The 21,408-nt window shown below is 65.8% G+C and carries 24 protein-coding genes, 1 tRNA gene and 1 other RNA gene; 12 read left to right on the top strand and 14 right to left on the bottom strand.

Annotated features, from left to right (window positions below; translation table 11 throughout):
* Positions 1–15: 15 nt before the first annotated feature.
* The 4 genes from ffs to WKH79_RS01795 form a co-directional block, all read right to left on the bottom strand.
* An RNA gene (gene ffs / locus WKH79_RS01810) (signal recognition particle sRNA small type) lies at positions 16–110 on the bottom strand.
* A gap of 102 nt (positions 111–212) precedes the next feature.
* Positions 213–491: an ETC complex I subunit gene (locus tag WKH79_RS01805; RefSeq protein ID WP_063505540.1), complete on the bottom strand. Its 279-nt coding sequence runs from the start codon at positions 489–491 to the stop codon at positions 213–215.
* A 15-nt stretch (positions 492–506) separates the two neighbouring features.
* Positions 507–2,933: an ATP-dependent helicase HrpB gene (gene hrpB, locus WKH79_RS01800; protein WP_341859421.1), complete on the bottom strand. Its 2,427-nt coding sequence runs from the start codon at positions 2,931–2,933 to the stop codon at positions 507–509.
* Positions 2,934–3,033: 100 nt separating this feature from the next.
* A complete protein-coding gene (locus tag WKH79_RS01795) occupies positions 3,034–4,050 on the bottom strand; it encodes a polyprenyl synthetase family protein (RefSeq protein WP_160767137.1) in 1,017 nt (338 codons plus the stop codon).
* A gap of 65 nt (positions 4,051–4,115) precedes the next feature.
* On the opposite strand from WKH79_RS01795, the gene WKH79_RS01790 reads away from it, so the two are divergent.
* Positions 4,116–4,412, top strand: coding sequence for a chorismate mutase (locus tag WKH79_RS01790; protein WP_050600071.1), 297 nt, complete (start codon positions 4,116–4,118; stop codon positions 4,410–4,412).
* A 14-nt stretch (positions 4,413–4,426) separates the two neighbouring features.
* Here the strand turns inward: WKH79_RS01790 and WKH79_RS01785 are convergent, their stop codons facing one another.
* The 4 genes from WKH79_RS01785 to WKH79_RS01770 all read right to left on the bottom strand — a co-directional run bounded on the left by WKH79_RS01785 (position 4,427) and on the right by WKH79_RS01770 (position 7,714).
* The gene (locus WKH79_RS01785; protein WP_341860080.1) at positions 4,427–5,743 is read right to left on the bottom strand and encodes a HAMP domain-containing sensor histidine kinase; all 1,317 of its coding nucleotides are present in this window, start codon (positions 5,741–5,743) and stop codon (positions 4,427–4,429) included.
* A gap of 115 nt (positions 5,744–5,858) precedes the next feature.
* On the bottom strand, positions 5,859–6,536 hold the full coding sequence (locus WKH79_RS01780) for a response regulator transcription factor (RefSeq protein ID WP_050600073.1): 678 nt from the start codon (positions 6,534–6,536) through the stop codon (positions 5,859–5,861).
* A gap of 82 nt (positions 6,537–6,618) precedes the next feature.
* The gene (locus tag WKH79_RS01775) at positions 6,619–6,927 is read right to left on the bottom strand and encodes a PepSY domain-containing protein (protein WP_341859420.1); all 309 of its coding nucleotides are present in this window, start codon (positions 6,925–6,927) and stop codon (positions 6,619–6,621) included.
* A gap of 67 nt (positions 6,928–6,994) precedes the next feature.
* Complete coding sequence (locus WKH79_RS01770) at positions 6,995–7,714, bottom strand: SIMPL domain-containing protein (RefSeq protein ID WP_160767140.1); 720 nt, start codon at positions 7,712–7,714, stop codon at positions 6,995–6,997.
* Between the two features lie 128 nt (positions 7,715–7,842).
* Between WKH79_RS01770 and WKH79_RS01765 the strand changes: the two genes are divergently transcribed.
* The 3 genes from WKH79_RS01765 to WKH79_RS01755 are packed head-to-tail and all read left to right on the top strand — an operon-like array spanning position 7,843 to position 11,831.
* Positions 7,843–9,402, top strand: a complete 1,560-nt coding sequence (locus WKH79_RS01765) for an amidohydrolase family protein (RefSeq protein ID WP_341859419.1) — start codon at positions 7,843–7,845, stop codon at positions 9,400–9,402.
* Between the two features lie 42 nt (positions 9,403–9,444).
* A complete protein-coding gene (locus WKH79_RS01760; protein ID WP_341859418.1) occupies positions 9,445–11,256 on the top strand; it encodes an ATP-binding cassette domain-containing protein in 1,812 nt (603 codons plus the stop codon).
* Positions 11,253–11,831, top strand: a complete 579-nt coding sequence (locus tag WKH79_RS01755) for a uracil-DNA glycosylase family protein (protein WP_050600078.1) — start codon at positions 11,253–11,255, stop codon at positions 11,829–11,831. Before WKH79_RS01760 ends, WKH79_RS01755 begins: the two co-directional genes overlap by 4 nt.
* An 89-nt stretch (positions 11,832–11,920) precedes the next feature.
* Here WKH79_RS01755 and WKH79_RS01750 read toward each other — a convergent pair whose 3' ends face one another.
* Entirely contained in the window at positions 11,921–12,400 is a 480-nt protein-coding gene (locus WKH79_RS01750) for a DUF6456 domain-containing protein (RefSeq protein WP_050600079.1), read from the bottom strand.
* 98 nt (positions 12,401–12,498) lie between these two features.
* Here WKH79_RS01750 and WKH79_RS01745 point away from each other — a divergent pair, with 98 nt between their 5' ends.
* The 3 genes from WKH79_RS01745 to WKH79_RS01735 are packed head-to-tail and all read left to right on the top strand — an operon-like array spanning position 12,499 to position 14,257.
* The gene (locus WKH79_RS01745) at positions 12,499–13,071 is read left to right on the top strand and encodes a helix-turn-helix transcriptional regulator (protein WP_341860079.1); all 573 of its coding nucleotides are present in this window, start codon (positions 12,499–12,501) and stop codon (positions 13,069–13,071) included.
* Positions 13,072–13,073: 2 nt separating this feature from the next.
* On the top strand, positions 13,074–13,961 hold the full coding sequence (locus tag WKH79_RS01740) for a glycosyltransferase (RefSeq protein ID WP_341859417.1): 888 nt from the start codon (positions 13,074–13,076) through the stop codon (positions 13,959–13,961).
* 14 nt (positions 13,962–13,975) lie between these two features.
* Positions 13,976–14,257 (top strand): glycosyltransferase, encoded by a 282-nt coding sequence (locus WKH79_RS01735; RefSeq protein ID WP_341859416.1) that lies wholly within the window; start codon positions 13,976–13,978, stop codon positions 14,255–14,257.
* On the opposite strand, the gene secF is transcribed toward WKH79_RS01735, so the two are convergent.
* The 3 genes from secF to yajC are packed head-to-tail and all read right to left on the bottom strand — an operon-like array spanning position 14,254 to position 17,188.
* Positions 14,254–15,231 carry a protein translocase subunit SecF gene (gene secF / locus WKH79_RS01730; RefSeq protein WP_063506008.1) on the bottom strand — a complete coding sequence of 326 codons (978 nt, stop codon included), beginning with the start codon at positions 15,229–15,231 and terminating at the stop codon, positions 14,254–14,256. The two genes, WKH79_RS01735 and secF, sit on opposite strands and share 4 nt — an antisense overlap.
* Before the next feature lie 13 nt (positions 15,232–15,244).
* The gene (gene secD / locus WKH79_RS01725) at positions 15,245–16,843 is read right to left on the bottom strand and encodes a protein translocase subunit SecD (RefSeq protein ID WP_341859415.1); all 1,599 of its coding nucleotides are present in this window, start codon (positions 16,841–16,843) and stop codon (positions 15,245–15,247) included.
* A gap of 18 nt (positions 16,844–16,861) precedes the next feature.
* Positions 16,862–17,188, bottom strand: a complete 327-nt coding sequence (gene yajC, locus WKH79_RS01720; RefSeq protein WP_050600083.1) for a preprotein translocase subunit YajC — start codon at positions 17,186–17,188, stop codon at positions 16,862–16,864.
* A gap of 201 nt (positions 17,189–17,389) precedes the next feature.
* On the opposite strand from yajC, the gene WKH79_RS01715 reads away from it, so the two are divergent.
* A tRNA-Pro gene (locus WKH79_RS01715) sits at positions 17,390–17,466 on the top strand.
* A 133-nt stretch (positions 17,467–17,599) separates the two neighbouring features.
* A complete protein-coding gene (locus WKH79_RS01710) occupies positions 17,600–18,013 on the top strand; it encodes a holin family protein (RefSeq protein WP_341859414.1) in 414 nt (137 codons plus the stop codon).
* 20 nt (positions 18,014–18,033) lie between these two features.
* On the opposite strand, the gene WKH79_RS01705 is transcribed toward WKH79_RS01710, so the two are convergent.
* Positions 18,034–18,396, bottom strand: coding sequence for a DUF1622 domain-containing protein (locus tag WKH79_RS01705; protein ID WP_082835630.1), 363 nt, complete (start codon positions 18,394–18,396; stop codon positions 18,034–18,036).
* Between the two features lie 125 nt (positions 18,397–18,521).
* Here WKH79_RS01705 and WKH79_RS01700 point away from each other — a divergent pair, with 125 nt between their 5' ends.
* From WKH79_RS01700 to accC, 3 genes are all read left to right on the top strand, one after another.
* Positions 18,522–18,956, top strand: a complete 435-nt coding sequence (locus tag WKH79_RS01700; RefSeq protein WP_160767148.1) for a type II 3-dehydroquinate dehydratase — start codon at positions 18,522–18,524, stop codon at positions 18,954–18,956.
* A 72-nt stretch (positions 18,957–19,028) separates the two neighbouring features.
* The gene (gene accB, locus WKH79_RS01695; RefSeq protein ID WP_269420961.1) at positions 19,029–19,517 is read left to right on the top strand and encodes an acetyl-CoA carboxylase biotin carboxyl carrier protein; all 489 of its coding nucleotides are present in this window, start codon (positions 19,029–19,031) and stop codon (positions 19,515–19,517) included.
* Positions 19,518–19,525: 8 nt separating this feature from the next.
* Positions 19,526–20,875 (top strand): acetyl-CoA carboxylase biotin carboxylase subunit, encoded by a 1,350-nt coding sequence (accC, locus tag WKH79_RS01690; RefSeq protein WP_160767149.1) that lies wholly within the window; start codon positions 19,526–19,528, stop codon positions 20,873–20,875.
* A gap of 61 nt (positions 20,876–20,936) precedes the next feature.
* Here accC and WKH79_RS01685 read toward each other — a convergent pair whose 3' ends face one another.
* A complete protein-coding gene (locus tag WKH79_RS01685; RefSeq protein WP_341859413.1) occupies positions 20,937–21,338 on the bottom strand; it encodes a hypothetical protein in 402 nt (133 codons plus the stop codon).
* Between the last annotated feature and the right edge of the window lie 70 nt (positions 21,339–21,408).

The following is a 21,408-nucleotide window of genomic DNA, read 5'->3' as shown; positions in this document are numbered from 1 at the left end:
TTACGAATTGTGGGTGAAAGAGGAGCCGGCCGACCCGCCGCAATTCACCTGGGCTGCTTCCTTCCGGACCTGACCCGGTGAGCGAACGCAAACGTCCGACCGACTCCCGGCGCGCCATATGGTGAGGTTGGCAGGTTTTGTCCAGCCCCCAGGCCGGGCATTCGCGGCAGCGCTATCAGCCACTGGTTATCCTGCTGAAGGACGAACTGCGCTCAGCGAAAATTGTCGGCGTAGGCCTGCAGTTTGAGGCTCTTGGGCGGCGTAGCATGGACGCGGGCAACGATATCGTATTTGCGCGCATAGGCCTGCGCCTCTTCCTTCGTCGGAAAAGTCAGCTGAACCTGCGCCTGCGTATCGCCGCTGCCGGTCCACCCCATCAGCGGATCGGGACGCCGCGCTTCTGACTGCTCGAATTCGAGCACCCATTCATCGGTCCGGGCCCTGCCCGACTGCATGGCGTTCTTCGGTCGCTGATAGATTCGTGCTGCCATGGGTGCGCCCTTAAGTCAGCCGCCGGTTTTTGAAAAGGCGTTCTTGGTTTTCAAACTCGGCTTTTCCGCCCAGGGCTGCTCGGGCCAGCGGTGCTTGGGGTAACGACCCTTCATGTCCTTGCGCACGTCGGCCCAGCTCCCCCGCCAGAACCCCGGCAGGTCGCGCGTCGACTGGATCGGACGCCCCGCGGGACTCGTCAGCTTGAGCAGCAAGGGCGTGCGCCCGACCAGCGGATGGCGTTCCAGCCCGAACAGTGCCTGTACGCGCACTTCGACGCTCGGTGCATCATCCCCCGTATAGTCGATCGCATGCGTCGTGCCTGCAGGCGAAGCAAATACGCGCGGAGCTGCGCTGTCGAGCGTCTGGCGGCTATCCCAATCGAGCTGGCCCAGCACCGCATCGACCAGTCTGCCCTTCGGTATGTTCAGATCGCGCCGCCCCTCGACCAGCGGCAGCAGCCAGAGGTCTGCGGTCTGCGCCAGGGCCTCGGGTGAAAGCGCTTCGATCCCGGCATAGCTTGCACGCGCAAGCAGTTCCGCGGGAAGGAGTTTTGCCGCATCCTGCCGCGCCTTTTCCAGCAGCAGCGCAGCGATGGCCTGCGGGTCCGGCGAAGGGTCGGGTCCGCGCGCGAGAGTGACCGCGCCGAGTCTGCGTTCGAGCAGGGCCTCGACCCGTTCCCCATTCCATCGCAGGACCTGCCGGCGTTCGATCCGCTCGGGCAACCAGCGTTCGATATCGCCTTCGGCCAGCGCGATTGCCGAAGTGATCCGCGCCCCCTTGGCCTGCCCCTGCGCATCACCGATGACGAGATAGTCGGCGCGTGCGAGCGGCGATGCCGGGTCGAGGACGAAACCGCGCCCGCCGGCGGCGATCCAGCTCTCTCCACTCGCATCGCGGCGCCGTGCAATGAATTCGGGTCGTCCGGCAGCGAGGAGGATGCCGGGTGGGGGCCGGTTGGCATCCGCGTTCGCCGAAACGAGGCTGCGTGCGGTTTTCGCCCAGCGGCCCGCCAGCCTGCGGTTCGCTTCCGCACGCGTGCCCCGGTCCGCGTTCCAGCGAGCGAGACGCGCTTCCAGATCTTCGCCCTGCCCACCGAGCCCGCGTTCCTGGAGCAACAGGGCGAGCCGCGCCGCATCATCTGCTACGCCGTGTTCGCAACCGAACAGCACGCACGCCGCCCCCTGCGGGTCGAGAGGGAGCTTGGCGAGCTTGCTTCCCGTCTCGGTAATGCGCCCTTCGGCATCGAGTGCCCCCAGTGCTGCCAATGTGCTGCGTGCCGCGGCGATCGAAGCGGCAGGCGGCGGATCGAGCCATGCCAGTTCGCCGGGATCGCCCGTGCCCCATTGCGCCAGCGCCAGCACCAGTGGAGCAAGATCGGCGGTTTCCATTTCGGGCGGATCGAATGCGGGACGGCCCGCGTGACCGGCTTCTTCCCATAGCCGGTAGGCGACACCCGGGCCCTGCCGCGCGGCGCGGCCTGCCCGCTGCGCGGCAGCCGCTTGGCTCGCGCGATGTGTGACCAGCCGCGTGGTCCCGGCCGCGCGGTCGAATTCCGCGCGGCGGGACAGGCCGGCATCGACGACGATCGAGACGCCGTCGAGCGTGAGCGATGTCTCGGCGATGGCAGTTGCCAGCACGATCCGCCGACGCCCCTCGGGATCGCGCCGGATCGCGGCGCGCTGGCCCGCCGGATCGACTTGCCCGTGCAGCGGGAGGACGAGCGCATTCGGCAAGCGGCCTTCCAGCCGTTCGCGCGTGCGCTCGATCTCGCGCACGCCTGGCAGGAAGGCAAGGATGTCGCCCGCTTGTTCGCGCCAGGCCGTGCCGATCGCCTTGGCGACCGCGTCTTCCACCGGGATTTGCGGCATCGCGCCCAGCCATTCGATCTGCAGCGGGTGCGCGCGCCCCGCGCTTTCGATCATGCGCGCATCGTCACCGAGCAGCGTGCGGAAGCGCGCGCCGTCGATGGTCGCCGACATGACCAGCACGCGCAAATCCTCGCGCAGCACCGCCCGGCTTTCGAGCGCGAGCGCAAGCCCCAGGTCGCTGTCGAGGTGCCTTTCGTGCGCTTCGTCGAACAGTACCGCCGAAACGCCTGCCAGCTCGGGATCGGCAAGCACGGTGTTGACGAAAATCGCCTCGGTCATGACCAGCACGCGCGTTCGCGCGGATCGCTTTGTGTCGAGCCGTGTCAGATAACCGATCGTTTCGCCGGGCTTTTCCCCCAGCGCCTGCGCCATCCGTTCGGCCGCGGCCCGTGCTGCAACGCGGCGGGGCGAAGTGAGGATCACGGTGCCATTGCACCACGGCTGGTCGAGCAGTGCGGGCGCCACCGCGGTTGTCTTGCCTGCGCCCGGCGGCGCGACCAGCACGGCCCCGCTGTGCATGCGCAGCGCGTCAAGCAGATCGGGCAGGACCGCGTGGATGGGTAGATCGCTCACGGCCCTGCCCCTAACCCCGTCGTCCGCATGAAGTCGAGACGGCTTGGGCAACCGCTGCCCGGCCAGACCCATCCGGATGTGGTCGTTAGCCTGAAGCCGCTCAGTACCCGCGTGCGACAGAGAACAGCGCAGCCTGCGTCATCGCCTGCCGCGCGGTACCGTCGGGAAAAATCGACAGGGCATCGATCGCGCACTGCGCAAAGTGACGCGCACGTGCCTTCGTGTCCGCCACCGCATTGTGCCGATCGATCAGTTCGATCGCATGGTCGAGATCCGCATCGCTGGTCTTGAAGCCACCGATGGCTGCCTTCCAGAATTCACGCTCTTCCGCGCTACCCCGCGCATAGGCCAGAATGACCGGCAGCGTCATCTTGCCTTCACGGAAATCGTCGCCCCGGTCCTTGCCCATGGCGGCCGCATTCGAATCGTAATCCATCGCATCGTCGACGAGCTGGAATGCCACCCCGAGATTGCGGCCATATTCGTCGAGTGCCTGCTCCTGTTCCTCGCTGCATTCCGCGACCACCGCAGCAATGCGGCTGGCCGCGGCGAACAGCGCGGCGGTCTTCGCGCGAATGATATGGAGGTAGCGTTCCTCGCTGGTGTCGATCTTGCGCTGCGCGGTGAGCTGGTCGACTTCGCCTTCGGCAATGATCGCCGATGCGCCCGACAGGATCTTGAGAACCTTGAGACTGCCGTCTTCGGTCATCAGTTCGAACGAGCGGCTGAAGAGGAAATCGCCCACCAGCACGGTCGCCGGGTTGCCGTAGATGATATTGGCGGCCGCCTTGCCGCGCCGCAGGTCGCTGCCGTCGACGACGTCGTCGTGGAGCAGCGTCGCGGTGTGGATGAACTCTACCGCCGCGGCGAGCTTGTGCTGCCGGTTGCCCGTGTAACCGACCAGCTCCGCACCCGCGAGCGTCAGCATCGGGCGCAGGCGCTTGCCGCCGCCCGAAATCAGGTGACCCGCAAGCGCCGGGATCAACGGCACCTCGCTTTGCATCCGGTCAAGGATGACCTGATTGACCTGGTTCATGCCCGGAGCGGTGAGAGCCAGCATCGGCTCGATCGATCCTTCGGGCTCCTTGCGCGGCAGGGTAAGTACGTCGGCAGACATTTCGGCTTGGCCATGGTCTGCGCAAGCTTTCTTGGCAAGCGTACATTTCTTGTTAGCGTACCCAGATGTCCGATAACGCCCCGCCCGATCCCGTGCTCGCCGGCTTTCGCAAGAGCATCGACAACATCGACGCCGCCCTGATCCACATGCTGGCCGAACGGTTCCGCATCACTCAGGCCGTGGGCGAATACAAGGCGAAGGCCACGCTGCCGCCCGCCGATCCCTCGCGCGAACAGGCGCAGATCGCACGGCTGCGGAACCTGGCCGAGGAAAGCGAACTGGACCCCGAATTCAGCGAGAAATTCCTGCGCTTCATTATCGATGAGGTCATCCGGCACCACGAACGCGCTGCCGGCCGCTAACTGACAGCCGCGCGCTACGGCGCACTGCGCGGCAGCGTCAGGCGGACCAGCAAGCCGCCCAGGTCCTCGCTTTCGTCGAGATCCACCGAACCGCCGTAGATCTGGACGACATCGCGGACGATGGCGAGGCCGAGCCCCGTGCCGGGCTTGCCCGTGTCGAGCCGTGCACCGCGGTCGAAAATTTTAGCGCGCGCGCTTTCGGGGATGCCCATACCGTCATCCTCGATCCAGATCGTGCAGTCCTTCGCCGCGCGCACGGCATCGATCGTCACAAACACGCTGCCACCTCCGTATTTGGCAGCGTTCTCGATCAGATTGCCCAGTATCTCGTCGAGATCCTGCCGTTCCATCGCGACTGCGGCATCGCGGTTGCCATCGAGGTCGAACCGGGTGTCCTCGTAAATCCGGGTTACGGCGCGCAGCACGCTTTCCGCGCTCGGCCAGACTTCGGCGCGCGCATGGCCGCTGGCCCGCCGACCCACGGCACGCGCACGTGCAAGATGGTGCTCGACATGGCGCTGCATCGTCTTGGTTTCGCGGCACACCAGATCGGACAGGCGCGGATCGTGCGCTGTCGCGGCGTTGGTCAGGACGGTGAGCGGGGTCTTGAGCGCATGCGCCAGATTGCCGGCATGCATGCGGGCTTCCTCGGCCTGCTGCTCGGTATGGGCCAGCAGTGCGTTAATCTCATCGACCAGCGGTTCGACCTCGAGAGGGAGCGGCGCAGTAATCCGGTTGGTGCCATGCGTCCGCATCGCCAGGATCGCCTCGCGCACCCGGCGCAGCGGCGACAGGCCGTACCAGCTCTGCAGCATCGCCATCGTCAGCAAACCGAGCCCGAGCGCGGCGAAACTCCAGACCAGGATAGATCGTATGCGCGTGATCTGGTAATCGAGCTCGTCGCGGGCCGAGGCCACCGCGAAGGTCCAGCGCGTGTCGCTGTCGGGCAGGATGACCGTGCGTTCGACGATCCGCAGCGGTTCGTCCTCGAACTGGTCCGAATCGTAGAAATGGGGTTCGTTGTCGAAGTGATCGCCTTGTACTGTCAGGTTGCGATCCCACAGGCTGCGACTGGGGAACGGCTGGTGCCCTTCGCCGGTCACCTGCCAGTAAACCCCGCTATTGGGTTCGAGGAACCGCTGGTCGCCGAGAGAGCGATACAGCTGCACATCCCCGAAGCTGTCGATTTCGGCCGAAGTGATCAGCGCGGTCTGCACATATTCGAGCTGTTCGTCGAAATTGTCCTCGACCAGCCGGACCAGCGTCCGATCGAGCGCGAAACCGCCGCCGAGCAGCAGCACGCCGATCCACAGCGCGGCAATCGCCATCATCCGCCGCGCCAGGCTGCGTTTGGCGGGCGGCGGCGTGGCCACGGTCACCGGATTTTCGGCGGCAGGATTCGCCGGCGGGGATTTCCCGACCTTCGCAACCGCGCCGGACGCCCCGTCAGGCGCGCGGCTGGTCGGCGGGGTCGTCGAGGCTGTACCCGAGTCCACGGATCGTCGTAATCACTTCCGCACCCAGCTTCTTGCGAATGCGGGTGACGAAGACCTCGATCGTGTTCGAATCGCGGTCGAAATCCTGATCGTAGATATGCTCGATCAGTTCGGTGCGGCTGACGACCTTGCCCTTGTGGTGCATCAGGTAGCTCAGCAGCTTGTATTCCTGCGCGGTCAGCTTGACCGGCTCGCCCTGCAGCGTCACCCGGCCCGACCGCGTATCGAGGCGGACCGCACCGGCAGTCAGCTCGCTCGACGTATTGCCCGACGCACGGCGGATGAGCGCGCGCAGGCGGGCAATCAGCTCTTCGGTCTGGAACGGCTTGGCAAGGTAATCGTCGGCTCCTGCGTCGAGGCCGGCGACCTTGTCGGACCAGCTATCGCGCGCGGTCAGCACTAGGACGGGGAACTTGCGGCCTTCCTTGCGCCACATGCCGAGCACGGTCAGCCCATCGATTTCGGGCAGGCCGAGATCGAGGATCACTGCATCGTAATCCTCGGTGCTGCCGAGAAAATGGCCGTCTTCGCCATCGGTGGACAGATCCACCGCATAGCCATTCTGTTCGAGCGTCGATTTCAGCTGCTCGCCCAGCGTGGGCTCGTCCTCGACGATCAGGATACGCATATAAGTCCGTCCTCGGATAGTTTACGCCGCGTTTCGTTCATGTCGGTTAACGCGTCAACCGCGCCCGCGTTTCGGCGCCCGGTCAGCGGCTGCGCCGCAGCACCTTGCCGGTGCGCGCATCGACATCGACATACATCACGCGGCCATCCTTGATGAACTTGAGCCGGTAGGCCATCGCCGTCGAATCGTATGCGGGCCCGAGATATTCGGCCCCGCGCATCGATGGCAGGATACGCGCCTCGATATCGCGCAATTCGAGGATGTTGCCGGCGCTCATCTCGCGCCGCGCCTCGCCCTGTTCGGAACGGCGCTGCTGCGCAGAAGCAGGCTCGGCCAGAACGGGGCCCGCGACGATCCCGGCGGCCAGCAATAAGGTCAGAATGCGTGACATGATGCGAGTCTGCCTAGCCGCAGGGCATTGAACAAGGGGTGAATGTGCGCGGAAGCGATGGTTCGACCTAGCGCGTCATCTCGAATTTCACCGTCAGCGAAACCCGCGTGCCGACCAGCCCCGGCTCGACGGGGGTCGGCGCATCGGCAACCTTCATCGCCTGCCGCCCGGCCGATTCCTCGAAGGCGATCGGCGAGCCGGCGGCTACGGATTCGCTCACTTCGAGCAGCCGTACGCCGGTGAAGCCCGACCACTGGGCATATTGCTGCGCCTGCGAGCGCGCATTGTCGAACGCGGCCTTGCGGGCCTGCGCGCGCGCGGCATTGTCATCGTCCAGCGAGAAGCGGGGACCGCCGACGTTGTTCGCCCCGGCTGCAACCAGCGCATCGAGCACTTCACCGGCGCGGTCGACATCGCGCAGCGTCACGCTGACGCGATTGGAGGCCTGATAGCCGCGAAAGACCTGTTCGCGCGTCTCCTGGTCGTAGTCGTACTGCGCATTGAGATCGATGCCCGCGGTCTGGATATCGTCCGCGTCCACGCCCAGCGCCTTGATCCGGTCGATGACGGCGGTCATCTCACGCGCGTTGATCCGCATGGCCTCGACCGCGGTGCGCGCCTGGCTGGTCACGCCCGCGCTCAGATCGACGATATCGGGCTTGGCGTCGACCACTTCGCTCACGGTGAGTTCGACGACCGGGCCCTGCGCCTGGATCTGGACTTCGGCGGCCTGCGCGGCGGATGCGAAGGTGGCTGCCGCCAGGGCGGGAATTGCGAAACGGATCATGGCTTTGCTCCTCATAGGTCGAACGGATTATCCGTTTGGCTGCTTTACGGCTTGCTGAACGGGAATGTTCCCGCTTTCCTCGAACCGTGGCAGCCGCTAGCCACCGTCGCGGACTTCAGGGGGTATCTATGAAAGCTTGGACATTGGCACTGGCGGCGCTTGCCGGACTGGGGGGCCAGCCGCTCGCCGCGCAGATGGAGCGCGTGCCCGATCGTCCCGCCGGCGAAGGCGAAGGCCCCTTCGACAGACTGCTTATCCGCGGGGCTACCGTGATCGAGGGCAGCGGCGCACCGCCTGCCGGACCGGTCGACATCGTCGTCGAAGGCAATCGCATTGCCGCACTCTATCCCGGCGGGGCCCCGGCCGCAGAGGCGCAAACTGCCCAGCGCGTGGTCGATGCGCAGGGCATGTACGTCCTCCCCGGTTTCGTCGATGTCCACGGCCATAATGGCGATGCGTCGAAGGCGCCGCAGCCATCCTATGGCTACAAGCTGTGGCTTGCTCATGGCGTGACGACGGTCCGCGGCGTCAGCTTCTACTTCGGTCCCGATACGCCCGATATCAGCGACACGCGGCGCAGCGCCGCCAACACCATCACCGCGCCGCGCCTGATCCCCTATGCCGTGTTCGGCGACAAATGGGACCGCGGCACCCCCGAAACGCCTGCCGCTGCGCGCGAATGGGTGCGCTGGGCGAAGGCGCAGGGATACTGGGGGGTGAAGTTCTTCAACGGCTATTCCCCCGCAGTCTTCGAAGCGGCTTTCGACGAAGCCGAGAAGCTGCAGATGGGCACTGTCGCCCATCTGGCGCAGACGGGCGTTGCCGAAGTCAACGCGCGCACTGCGGTCGAACTTGGGCTCGAAGACGTCACGCATTTCTACGGCCACTTCGAAAGTCTACTCAAGGCCGGGCTGCCGCACTATCCCGGTGACTACAACTACTTCGACGAGCAGTCGCGCTTCGCCTGGGTGGCACGCCTGGCCCCGCAGGCGGTCGAGCCGGGTAGCGAGAAGTGGGAAGACTATGTCGACCTGCTGATTGACGAGGACATGACGCTCAGCCCGACCTTCAACATCTATGCCGCGAGCCGCGATGTCATGCGGGCGCGCGGTTTCGACTGGCACGCGAAGTACACGCTCCCCTCGCTCGGCGATTTCTACGCCCCCAGCGCGACCAATCACGGTAGCTATTACAAGGACTGGACCAGCGAGGACGAGGTCGCGTGGCGTAACTTCTACGCCAAGTGGTTCGAACTGACGAAGGACTTCCACGACCGCGGCGGACGCGTCACCGCAGGCTCGGACCCTGGGTACATCTACCAGACCTGGGGCTTCGCCTATATCGGCGAGCTCGAGATGCTGCGCGAAGCGGGCCTGTCGCCGCTGGCGGTCATTCGCGCCGCGACGCTCGACGGCGCGCGCTCCTTGTACGAACCGCTCGGGCAGGAACCGCCGATGGGGCGCATCGCGGTCGGGCAGCTCGCCGATCTCGTGATCGTGCCCGAGAACCCGCTCGCCAATCTCAAGGTCCTCTATGGCACCGGGCATACGCGGCTGAACCGGGAAACCGGGGCGATCGAGCAGGTCGGCGGAGTGCGCTGGACGATCAAGGACGGGATCGTCTTCGATGCCCATGCGCTGCTCGCCGATGTCGCGCGGATGGTCGAAGAGCAGCGCCAGGCCCGCTGACGGCTTGCGGCGGGGGCCAAGCGCGCCTACCTCGCGCGGCCTATGGCACAGCCCCCTATCCTCAGCCTCGAAGGCATCGCCCTGCAGCAGGGCGGCAAGTGGCTGTTCGGCGGGCCCGACCACGAGCCGCTGGACCTGCACGTCGGCCCGCGCGACCGGATCGCGCTGATCGGACGCAATGGCGTGGGCAAGACCACGCTGTTCCGGATGATCGACGGCCAGGTCGAAACCGATGCCGGCGAGCGCAAGATCAAGCCGGGCACGCGGATCGTGGTGCTCGAGCAGGACCCCGACCTGGCCGGCCATGCCACGCTGATGGATTGGGCGCTGGCCGGTGCCGGCGCCCCGCAGGAACACGAGGTCGACGCCATCGCGGGCCAGCTCGGCATCGAGATGACGCGCGCCACCGAGGGCGCGAGCGGCGGCGAGAAGCGCCGTGCGGCCATTGCGCGTGCGCTGGCGCAGGACCCCGACCTCCTGCTGATGGACGAGCCGACCAACCACCTCGACCTGGGCGCGATCGACTGGCTCGAAGGCTGGCTCGAGCGCTACAAGGGCGCCTTCCTGGTCATCAGCCACGACCGCACCTTCCTCAAGCGGCTGACGCGCGCGACGCTGTGGCTCGACCGAGGGATCCTGCGCCGCAAGGAGGTGGGCTTCGGCGGCTACGAGGCGTGGGAAGAGCAGGTCTACGCCGAAGAGGCCCGGGCCGCGGACAAGCTCGACGCCAAGCTCAAGCTCGAAGCACACTGGCTCGAACGCGGCGTCACCGCGCGGCGCAAGCGCAACCAGGGCCGGCTCGAGAAGCTCTACCAGATGCGCGAACAGCGCGCCTCGATGATCACCGCGGGCGGCACGGCCAAGCTGCAGCTCGCGACCGAGGCTTCGTTCAAGTCCAAATCGGTCATCGTCGCCGACGGGATCAGCAAGAGCTATGGCGAACGCACGATCATCAAGCCCTTCAGCCTGCGCATCCAGCGGGGCGACCGCATCGGTATCGTCGGCGCCAATGGCGCGGGCAAGACCACGCTGCTGAACATGCTCACCGGCGAGCTCGAACCCGACAGCGGCAGCGTCGAGATCGCCAAGACGCTGACCGGCGTGATGATCGACCAGCAGCGCCAGCTGCTCACTGCCGACAAGACCGTCCGGCAGGTGCTGGCCGAAGGCGGCGACTGGATCGACGTGCGCGGCAATCGCAAGCATGTGCAGGCCTATCTCAAGGACTTCCTGTTCGACCCCAAGATCGTCGACATGAAGGTCAGCGTGCTGTCGGGCGGTGAACGCAGCCGCCTGCTGCTGGCGCGCGAGTTCGCCAAGGCGAGCAACCTGCTGGTGCTCGACGAGCCGACCAACGACCTCGACCTCGAAACGCTCGACCTGCTGCAGGAGGTCATCGCCGACTACGAGGGCACGGTGCTGATCGTCAGCCACGATCGCGACTTCCTCGACCGGACGGTGACGATCACGCTCGGGCTCGACGGGACCGGGAGGGTCGACGTGGTCGCGGGCGGTTACGAGGACTGGCAGCGCAAGCGCCGCCAGACCATCGCCAGCAAGTCCAGGGCGGACAAGCCGGGCGGCAAGGCTCCGTCCGCGCCCCCGCCCCCGCCGCCTGCAAGGCCCGCCAAGCTGTCCTACAAGGACCAGCGCGACCTCGAGCTCCTCCCGGCGCGGATCGAGGAGCTCGAAGCGGCGATCGCCAAGGGCGAGGCGATCCTGTCCGATCCCACGCTCTACACCGCCGATCCGCAACGCTTCGCCAACATCTCGCAAGGCATCGAGAATGCCCGCGCCGAGAAGGATGCCGCCGAGGAACGCTGGCTGGAGCTCGCCGAGCAAGCCGGAGCGTGAGCCCCGAGGCAGAGCTGCGCGCGGCGATCGCCGGCTGCCGCACCTGCGCGGCGCATCTGCCGCATGGTGTGCGCCCGGTGACGGGGTTTTCGGCAACCGCACGGTTGCTTATCATTGGCCAGGCACCCGGGTCGAAGGTCCATGCCAGCGGAATCCCGTGGGACGATGCCAGCGGCGACCGGCTGCGCGAATGGACCGGGCTGACCAAGCAGCAGATGTACGACCCTGCGCAGGTGGCGCTGGTGCCGATGGGCTTCTGCTATCCCGGCAAGGCCAGCGGCGGCGACAAGCCCCCGCGCCGCGAATGCGCGCCGCAATGGCACCATCGCATCCTCGACCTGCTGCCCGAAGACCGGCTGACCCTGCTGGTGGGAACCTATGCGCAGGGCCATTACCTGCCCGGTGCGCGCAGGCTGTCGATGACCGAGCGCGTGCGCCGGTACCGCGAATTCCTGCCGCACTTCTTCCCGCTGCCGCATCCCGCGTGGCGTTCGACGATCTGGATGCGGCAGAACCCGTGGTTCGAGGCCGAAGTCCTCCCCGAACTGCGCGAGGCGATTGGCCGCCATATCTAGGATTGCCCCCGCACCAGCCCGACAGCATGCGGGAGACATGGACCGCATGGACCACGGTCCTGAGCGAAAAAGCCCCAGCACACGCAGCATCAACTAAGGCGATAGAAATCGGCCACCCGGTCGAGCGCCATACCGAGCACCAGCTTGCCACTGCGCGCGGGCCAGGCCAGCGCCTTTTCCGCCGCCGGCACGCCTTCACCCCAACAGGCGACGCGCCAGAGGATATCATTCAGCCCCGGCCCTGCCGCCGCCATCGCACCATCGAAGCGCGCTTTCGCCGCAAGCTGCCGCTCGCTTGGCGTGAGCCCGTCCCCGCCGCTTCCTGCGCAATCGACCCGCACCGGATCCCACCGCATCGTGACCGACGGCGCCAGCTGCGCCTTTTCGTAATCCAGCCGCAACCGCTCGGCGGCATCGAACCGGCGGTCGGACAAATGTCCACGCGCATGCAGCCAGGACAGCGGGCTTTCCGCCAGGTTAACCGTCACGCTGCGCCGTGCGGGCCGTGCCCCCCTGCCACGGCGCGGGCCTTCCTCGGTAAGTTCACGTTCGACAAGCTTGCGGCGCATCGGCATTTCTCCTGCGGTGGGTGGGAGTTTGCCCTTGCTTCCATCTGGTTCCTGTAGGAAAGATGGAAAACCAATTTGGTTATTCCGGGGACAGTGCCGTGATCAACCGCATCCGCGATATCCGCCGCCAGAAGGGCCTGACACTGGCCGATCTGGCTGCTGCGTGCGAGCCGCCCACCACTCCGCAAACGGTGGGCCGGCTGGAAACGGGCATGCGCAACCTGTCGCTCAAATGGATGGAACGGATTGCCGCCGCGCTGGGGGTCGAACCCGAAATGCTGGTGCGCAGCGAAAGCGGCGATCACCCGCAAGTCGTTGCGACGCTCGAACAGGCGGGGCCGGAAGCGCGGGCCACCCCGCGCGACGCCATCCTCGCCACCGATCTCGGCGGGGGCGGATCGCTGATGGTGCTCGATATCGCATTCCCGCATGGCGAATACCGCCCCGGGGACCAGTTGTGGCTGCGCCGGATCGCGCCCGAGGACGCTGCCCGCGCCATCAACCGCGACGTGCTGGTGCCCCGCAAGGGTGGGCGCTTCGCGTTCGGGCGGCTGATCGACCGACAGGGCAGCATGGTTGGGCTGTTGCCTCCCGGGCATGGCGAAAAGCAGCAGGTGGTCGACAATCCGGCGTGGATCGCGGTGGCGGAAATGCTGGTACGGCGGCTGTGAGCGTGGCGAAAACCCGCCGGGTCCTCTCGCTGTCGACCCTGTTCCCCAACACGGCACAGCCGCGCTTCGGGATCTTCGTGGCCAAGTCGCTCGAAGCGCTCCAGCGCGACACGCATTGGGACGTGGAGGTCATCAACCCCATCGGCCTGCCGCCGCTGGCGCTGGGCCGCTATCGCGTGCTGTCGGAGGCCGCTTGCGACACGCAGGAATTCGGCATGACCGTGCATCGACCGGTATTCCGCCTGCTTCCCAAAATCGGCGGGCGGCTCAATCCGGGGCTGATCGCCAGGGCGGTCCTGCCGCTCGCGCGCGAACTTCACGCGCAGCAGCCGTTCGATCTGGTCGATGCGCAGTTCTTCTATCCCGACGGTCCCGCCGCAATGGCCGTCGCGCGCGATCTGGGCCTGCCATTCTCGGTCAAGGCGCGCGGCGCGGACATCCATTTCTGGGGCGCGCGCGCCTATGGCCGCGATGCCCTGCTGGAAACCGCCGACGCCGCCGCAGGCGTGCTGGCTGTGTGCGAGACGCTGGCCGACGACATGGCAGAGCTGGGAATGGCGCGCGACAAGATCACGGTGCATTACACCGGGCTCGACCGCGACCTGTTTCGCCCGATGGATCACGTGGGCCTGAAAAAGCGCCTCGGCGAAAGCTTCGGCATCCCGCTGGCCGCGTCGGACACGGTGCTGGTCACGGTGGGCGCGCTGATCGAACGCAAGGGGCAGGCCTTCGTGATCAAGGCGCTGGCCGATCTGACGAATGCACGTTTGCTGCTGGTCGGTGCGGGGGCGGATGAAACCAGCCTGCGCGGACTGGCCAGGCAGGTGGGCGTGGCCGACCGCGTGCATTTCCTCGGCAGCCTCGAACCTGCGTTGCTCCCCCCATCCTGAGCGCGGCCGATGCCATGGTGCTGCCGTCCGCCAGCGAAGGCCTCGCCAATGCCTGGATCGAGGCGCTGGCCTGCGGCACGCCTATCGTCATCACCGATGCGGGCGGCGCGCGCGAAGTGGTCACCTCACCCGCGGCGGGCGTCATCGTGGCACGGACATGCCGTGCGGTGCGCGAAGGGATCGAACAGGTGATGCGCAACCCGCGCCCGCCCCAGGCGGTGGCGGCGACGGTGGAGCGGTTCAGCTGGGCAGCGAACGCCGCCGCGCTCGCCGCCCATTACGACGCGGTCGCCTAGACCAGGCCGCGCGCCTTCTTCTCCTGTTCGTCGGCAACGCTTTCGGTCGGCACGAAACTGTCGCTGGTCACGCCCAGCCAGACCAGGATCGGCGCTGCCGAATAGACCGAGCTGTAAGTACCCACGAACAGGCCCAGCGTGATCGCGGCGACCATGCCGAACAGGCTGGCGGGGCCGAACAGCAGCAGCGGCAACAGCGCCACCAGCAGCGTGAGCGAGGTCATCACCGTCCGCGCCAGCGTTTCGTTGACCGACAGGTCGAGCAGCGCGGGAAGTTCCATCTTGCGGTATTTCTTCAGGTTCTCGCGGATGCGGTCGTAGATGACGATCGTGTCGTTGAGCGAATAGCCGATGATGGCAAGGATCGCGGCGATGATCTGGAGGCTGAATTCCAGCTGGAACAGCGCGAACATGCCCAGCGTCAGGCTGACGTCGTGGAACAGCGCGAACAGCGCGCCCACACCGAACTGCCATTCGAATCGGATCCAGATGTAGAGCGCGATCGCCCCCATCGCGGCCAGCAATGCATAAAGCGCGGTCTGGCGGAATTCGCCCGAGACCTTGCCCGACACATTGTCGTTCCCGTCGAGCCGGAAATCGTCATATTCAGCCTGCAGCGTGTCGACGATATCGTTGGCCGCCTGCTGCGCGGCTTCCTTGTCGGCGGAAACCTCGTCGGGCAGGCGCACGCGGATCGAAACCTGGTTGTCTTCGCCGAAGCGCTGCACCACCGGCGATCCGTAGCCGAGCGCTTCGACCTGGTCGCGCAGTTCCACCACCGGCGCTTCCTCGCTTTGCGTGAAGGTGGCGCGCACTTCGAGACCGCCGGCGAAATCGACGCCGTAATTGAGGCCCTTGGTCAGCACCAGCGCCCAGCTGACCGCAATCAGCAGAACGCTGATGGCGAAGAAGGGCACGCGCCACTTGAGGAAGCTGATATTGGTGTCGTCGGGGACGAGCTTGAGCAGTTTCATATCGTCGCCCTCCTTACAGTACGATGTCTTTGGGCTTGGCCTTGCGCAGCCAGCCGGCGACCCACATGCGGGTCAGGGTAACGGCGGTGAAGACGCTGGTGAACAGGCCGATGATCAGCACCACGGCAAAGCCGCGGATCGGACCCGAACCGAACAGGAACAGCAGCACACCGGCAATGAAGTTGGTGATGTTGGCGTCGTAGATCGCGCGGCTGGCTTCGTGATAGCCGTTCTCCACCGCGGCGATGACCCGGCGCCCGCGTTTGCGTTCCTCGCGGATGCGTTCGTTGATCAGCACGTTGGCGTCGACCGCCGCACCGATGGTCAGCACGAAGCCCGCGATACCCGGCAGCGTCAGCGTGGTGTTGAGCGCGACCATGATGCCCAGCAGCATCGCCACGTTGATCCCCAGCGCCGCGGTCGCATAGACGCCGAAACGGCCATAGCTGACGATCATCAGCGCGATGACGAGCAGCGAACCGACACCCAGCGCCAGCATGCCGCGCTTGATCGAATCGGCGCCCAGATCGGGCCCGACGGTGCGTTCCTCGATCACGGCGAGATCGACCGGCAGCGCACCCGACCGCAGCGAGATCGCCAGCTGGTTCGCGGTCTCGACCGAGAAGCTGCCCGAAATCTGCGCGGAGCCGCCGCGAATGGGTTCGTTGATATTGGGCGCGGACAGCACCTTGTCGTCGAGGATAATGGCGAAGGGCTTGCCGACATTGTCGGTGGTCAGCTTGGCGAAGCGGCGTCCGCCGTCGCTGTCGAACTGGATATTGACGACCGGTTCGTTGGTCTGCGGATCGAAGCTCTGCTGCGCCCCTGTCAGATTGTCGCCGCGAATACCGCCGAGCCGGCGGACCGCCAGCGAAGTGCCCGCGAAATCGGAGGTATCGACATAGGGGAAGATTTCCGATCCCGGCGGGGCGAGGCCCTGTTGCACATCGCTGGGCAGCGCGTTCTGGTCGACGAGCTTGAATTCGAGCTTGGCGGTCTGGCCGAGCAGCGCCTTGAGCTGGTCGGGATCCTGCAGGCCGGGCACCTGCACCACGATCCGCGTATCGCCCTGGCGGATGATCGTCGGTTCGCGCGTGCCCAGTTCGTCGATCCGCTTGCGGACCACTTCGGTGGCGCTTTCCATCGCATCGCTGACAGCCTGGTCGGTGCCTTCCTGCGTGGGGGTGAGGACCATGCGGTTGCCGTCCTCGACCGCCATGTCCCATTCGCGCACCAGCCCGGTGCCGTTCATCGCGGGAAGCAGCAGTTCGCGGGCGCGGTCCACCTGGCCGGGATCGTCGAGCATGAAGCTGAGCCGGCCGTCGCGGGTGGAAACGTCGCCGATGCGGATCCGCGGATCGGCGCTGCGCATGGTGTTGCGCACGTTTTCTTCCATGTTCTCGAGCCGCTGCGCAGCGACCTGCGCGGCATCCGCTTCAAGCAGGATATGGCTCCCGCCGGCGAGATCGAGGCCGAGATTGACCATCGGCTGCGGCAGGGCATCGGGCCAGCGAATGCTGGTGGCCGACAGCAGCGAGGGCAGCGCGGCAAAGACGCACAGGCCGGCGATCAGCCATAGCCAGATCTTACGCCAGGTGGGAAAATCGAGCATGAAGTGGTGCGCCCCGTCCTAGTCGTTTGCGGCAGGCTTGTCGCGCGACGACAGCACTTCGCCGATCGTGTTGCGCACCGCCTTGACGGTCATGCCCTTGGTCAGTTCGACATGGACGTAGTGGTCTTCGACCTTGGTGATCTTGCCGACCAGTCCGCCGGCCGTAACCACTTCGTCGCCCTTGGCGAGACCCGCGACGCGTTCGCGGTGCTGCTTCTGCTGGCGCATCTGCGGGCGCAGGATGAGAAACCACAGGATCAGCAGCATGCCCAGCGGCAGGACCCAGCCCGTCCATGCGGGCGGCTCGGCTGCGGCGCTACCGGCGGCGGCGAGAAGATCGATCATCGATGAAATACCTGTCGGAAATTGGCGTTGTGTCGAATTCGCAATTGGAGCGCGCGGGCGCCGTGTTCAAGCCGCCTGCACCACCCTTCTTGCGAAAGTGCGGCGCGGTTAGCAGCAATGCGATGCCGGGGCAACGAATTGCCTGCGAACTGTGCTTGCCATGCTCAAACCCCCGCCCTATAGGGCCGCCTCCACTGGTTTCGGGATGTAGCGCAGCCTGGTAGCGCACCATACTGGGGGTGTGGGGGTCGCTGGTTCGAATCCAGTCATCCCGACCAGTGGACTTCCCTCATATCGCAGCAGCCATGACGATCCGCGCGGCCCCGCGCCGACAGTCACGCGCCGACGTTCGCGTTTTCCTACACGAACCAATCTGGTTATTCGATTCGGTCTCGCCAACCGGAGACGCCCATGCCGCTCATCGAATCGCTTATCGGCCCGCTTGCCTCGATCATCGACAAGGTGATCCCCGACAAGGACGCACGGGCCCGGGCGAAGCTCGAACTGCTTGCGCTCGAAGGCACGCAGGAGTTGAAGCAGATCGAGACGCGCCTGTCCGCCATCGTCGCCGAAGCGCAAAGCAGTGACCCCTGGACCAGCCGCGCCCGCCCAAGCTTTCTTTACGTGATGTATGCGCTGATCCTGTTCAGCATGCCGATGGGCGTGATCGCCGCTTTCGACCCCATCATTGCGCGCGCCATCGGCGAAGGCATGACCCGCTACCTCGCCGCGCTTCCCGAAGCACTCTACGCACTCTTCGGCACCGGCTACCTCGGCTACACCGCGGCGCGCCAATGGGGTAAGGTCAAGGGCGTGGATCAGTAGGTCTCACGGAAAGAGCGTTCTCAGCCCGCGTCGGCTTTCTGGCGCCAAGGCAGGCGCCCTTCGATTTCCGTCTCGAGACTGAAGCTCAGGAAGGTTCGGATCAAAACGATTCCCGACAGGACGGCAACGCTTTCCAATGTCGGTTCGATGGCGACCGTGTTGATGATGTCGGCAGCGACGAGGAATTCGAGCCCCAGCAGGATGGCCCGGCCGAGGCTGGATCGCAATTTCTGCACGGCCTCGTTGCGGTCGTACCCGCAGACCAGCCGGTACATGAACAGGGCCAATGTGGCGAAGCCGCCAATCGTAATGATGGCGATCCCGGTCAGCTCGATGATCCGGGTGGCGTGATTGGCAATTTCGATCGCGAGAGTGTCTAGCATGCGCGGGACCTCCTTTCCCCTGACACAAGACCCTCGAACGGCCAGTGCTGTTCCGAAAACCTCGCTCAATACGCGAAGCATCGCGGCCCTTCCGCGGCCTGCCGATTGCCGCTAACCCCTTCCCCATGACCGACACCGTTTTCGTTCTCAATGGCCCCAATCTCAACCTGCTCGGCACGCGCGAGCCGGAAATCTACGGCTCCGATACGCTCGCCGATATCGAGGCGATGCTTGGCGGGAAGGCGCGCGAGCTCGGCCTCGAGATCGACTTTCGCCAGACCAATCACGAAGGCGTGCTGGTCGACTGGCTGCACGAGGCGCGCAGCACCGGAGCGAAGGCGGTGCTGCTCAACGCCGCGGCCTATACGCACACTTCGGTCGCGCTGCTCGATGCGATCAAGGCGATCGGGGTGCCGGTGATCGAAGTGCACCTGTCCGACCCCGCGACACGCGAGGGTTTCCGCCATCTTTCCTATGTCGGCATGGCCGCAGTTGACGAGGTGAAAGGCCTGGGAGCGCGCGGCTATGCCGTAGCGTTGGAGAAAGCAGCCGCGCTCTAATTTGCGCCCTCACCCCTTGCCCAAACGCCGCGCGGGTAGCATAGGCGGCGCAAACAATACGCAAGGGGTTCCATGGCCGATCGTAAAGGCAGCACCGGCAAGTCCGGTATGAATGTCGACACCGCTCTCGTTCGCGAGCTCGCCGAAATGCTGGGCGACACCGGACTGACCGAAATCGAAGTCGAAGATGGCGAACGCAAGATCCGCGTTGCGCGCGGCGGCGTGGCGATGGCTGCGGCACCGGCCGCGGCGCCCGCCCCTGTGGCAGCGCCCGCCCCGAGCGCCGCGGCGCCGACGCCCGAGACATCCGCTGCCGACATCGATACCGCCGGCGCGGTCAAGTCGCCGATGGTCGGCACGGTCTACCTCGCATCCGAACCCGGCGCGGCGAATTTCGTCAAGCCGGGGGACAGCGTGAGCGAAGGGCAGACGCTGCTGATCGTCGAGGCGATGAAGGTGATGAACCCGATCACCGCCGACAAGGCCGGGACGGTCAAGTCGATCCTGGTCGAGAACGCCCAGCCGGTCGAATTCGACCAGCCGCTCGTCGTCATCGGCTGAGCGCGCCCGTGAGTATCTCCCGCATCCTGATCGCCAATCGCGGCGAAATCGCGCTGCGCATCCACCGCGCCGCCCATGAAATGGGTATCGAGACGGTGGCGGTGCATTCCACCGCCGATGCCGATGCCATGCATGTGCGACTGGCCGACCACGCGGTCTGCATCGGCCCGCCCAGCGCGACTGACAGCTATCTCAACGTGGCCAACATCATTTCGGCCGCCGAAGTCAGCCATGCTGACGCGATCCATCCCGGCTACGGCTTCCTGTCCGAAAACGCCAAGTTCGCCGAGATCGTCGAAGCGCACGACATCGCCTGGATCGGGCCCAAGCCCGAACATATCCGCACGATGGGCGACAAGGTCGCCGCCAAGCGGACCGCGGGCGCGCTGGGCCTGCCGCTCGTTCCCGGGAGCGACGGCGCAGTCAGCGAGATCGGCGAAGCCCGCGCGATCGCCGCCGAAATCGGCTACCCCGTCATCATCAAGGCTGCCAGCGGCGGCGGCGGGCGCGGGATGAAGGTCTGCGAAAGCGAAGACCAGCTCGAAACGCTGATGCAGCAGGCCGGCAACGAGGCGAAAGCAGCCTTCGGCGATGCCACTGTCTATATCGAGAAATACCTCGGCAACCCGCGCCATATCGAGTTCCAGGTATTCGGCGATGGCAAGGGCAACGCCATCCACCTGGGCGAACGCGACTGTTCGCTCCAGCGGCGCCACCAGAAGGTGCTCGAGGAAGCCCCCTCCCCCGTGCTGGGCGAAGAAGACCGCATGCGGATGGGCGAGGTCTGCTCGAAGGCGATGCGCGACATGGGCTATCGCGGTGCCGGCACGATCGAATTCCTGTGGGAAAACGGTGAGTTCTATTTCATCGAAATGAACACCCGCCTGCAGGTCGAGCACCCGGTCACCGAAATGATCACCGGGATCGACCTGGTCCGCGAACAGATCCGTATCGCAGCGGGCAAGCCGCTGTCGGTCACGCAGGACGAAGTCGAGTTCAAGGGCCACGCGATCGAATGCCGGATCAACGCCGAAGACCCGTTCGATTTCACGCCCAGCCCGGGAAAGATCACCTATTACCACGCGGCCGGCGGGATGCATGTCCGGGTCGATAGCGGGCTGTACGCCGGCTATTCGATCCCGCCCTATTACGACAGCATGATCGCCAAGCTGATCGTCTACGGCCGCGACCGCGAACGCTGCATGATGCGGCTCAAGCGCGCGCTCGAGGAAATGGTGGTCGAAGGCGTGAAGACGAGCATTCCGCTGCACCAGGAACTGCTCCAGCAGGACGATGTGAAGAGCGGCAACTACTCGATCAAATGGCTCGAGGAATGGCTCAAGACGCGCGAGGCCTAACAGAAGTTCGGCCAGTTCCGGTATAATCGGCAGGTGCGCGACTGCTCGGTGGGTTCAGCGCCTAGGTTTCGTCGCTCATGGCCGCAAATCGTGCGACCAGCGCCCGTACCTCGTCGTGATCGCACGGGGTGATCCGAAATCGCTTCCCGGCCACCGTGCGGATGTGCAGTTGCATCGCACCGAACCGCGATTCCGCACGGATGTGGCGAACTTCGTCCCAGCCCAGCGGATCTTTCCTGATAGAGGGGTGAAACCGCAATCCCTCGTCATCGGCCAGCACCGCGGTTTCATCGATCCAGCGACGGGCCATCTGACCGAGGTTGTAGGTGACCGCCGCGGCGAAGAGCACCAGCGGTATGCTGATGCCCTGCCAACGGAATCGGGCGAGATACGTAATCAGCTCGCTGCCCCGGGCCGAGGACGGTTCCACTTCGATTGCCGGGATCAGCGCGATCAGCGCCACGGAGATCGCGCCTACAGCGCCAGCCAGCATCACGATGGCCAGGCATCCGCCGGAGAACCGAACTCTGGTT

Origin of the sequence: Qipengyuania sp. GPGPB31 (genome assembly GCF_038396345.1) — a bacterium.
In the GTDB taxonomy this organism is placed as follows: domain Bacteria; phylum Pseudomonadota; class Alphaproteobacteria; order Sphingomonadales; family Sphingomonadaceae; genus Qipengyuania; species Qipengyuania citrea.
The sequence above is the reverse complement of the archived record's forward strand: the minus strand, read 5'-3'. Positions and strand labels throughout refer to the sequence as shown.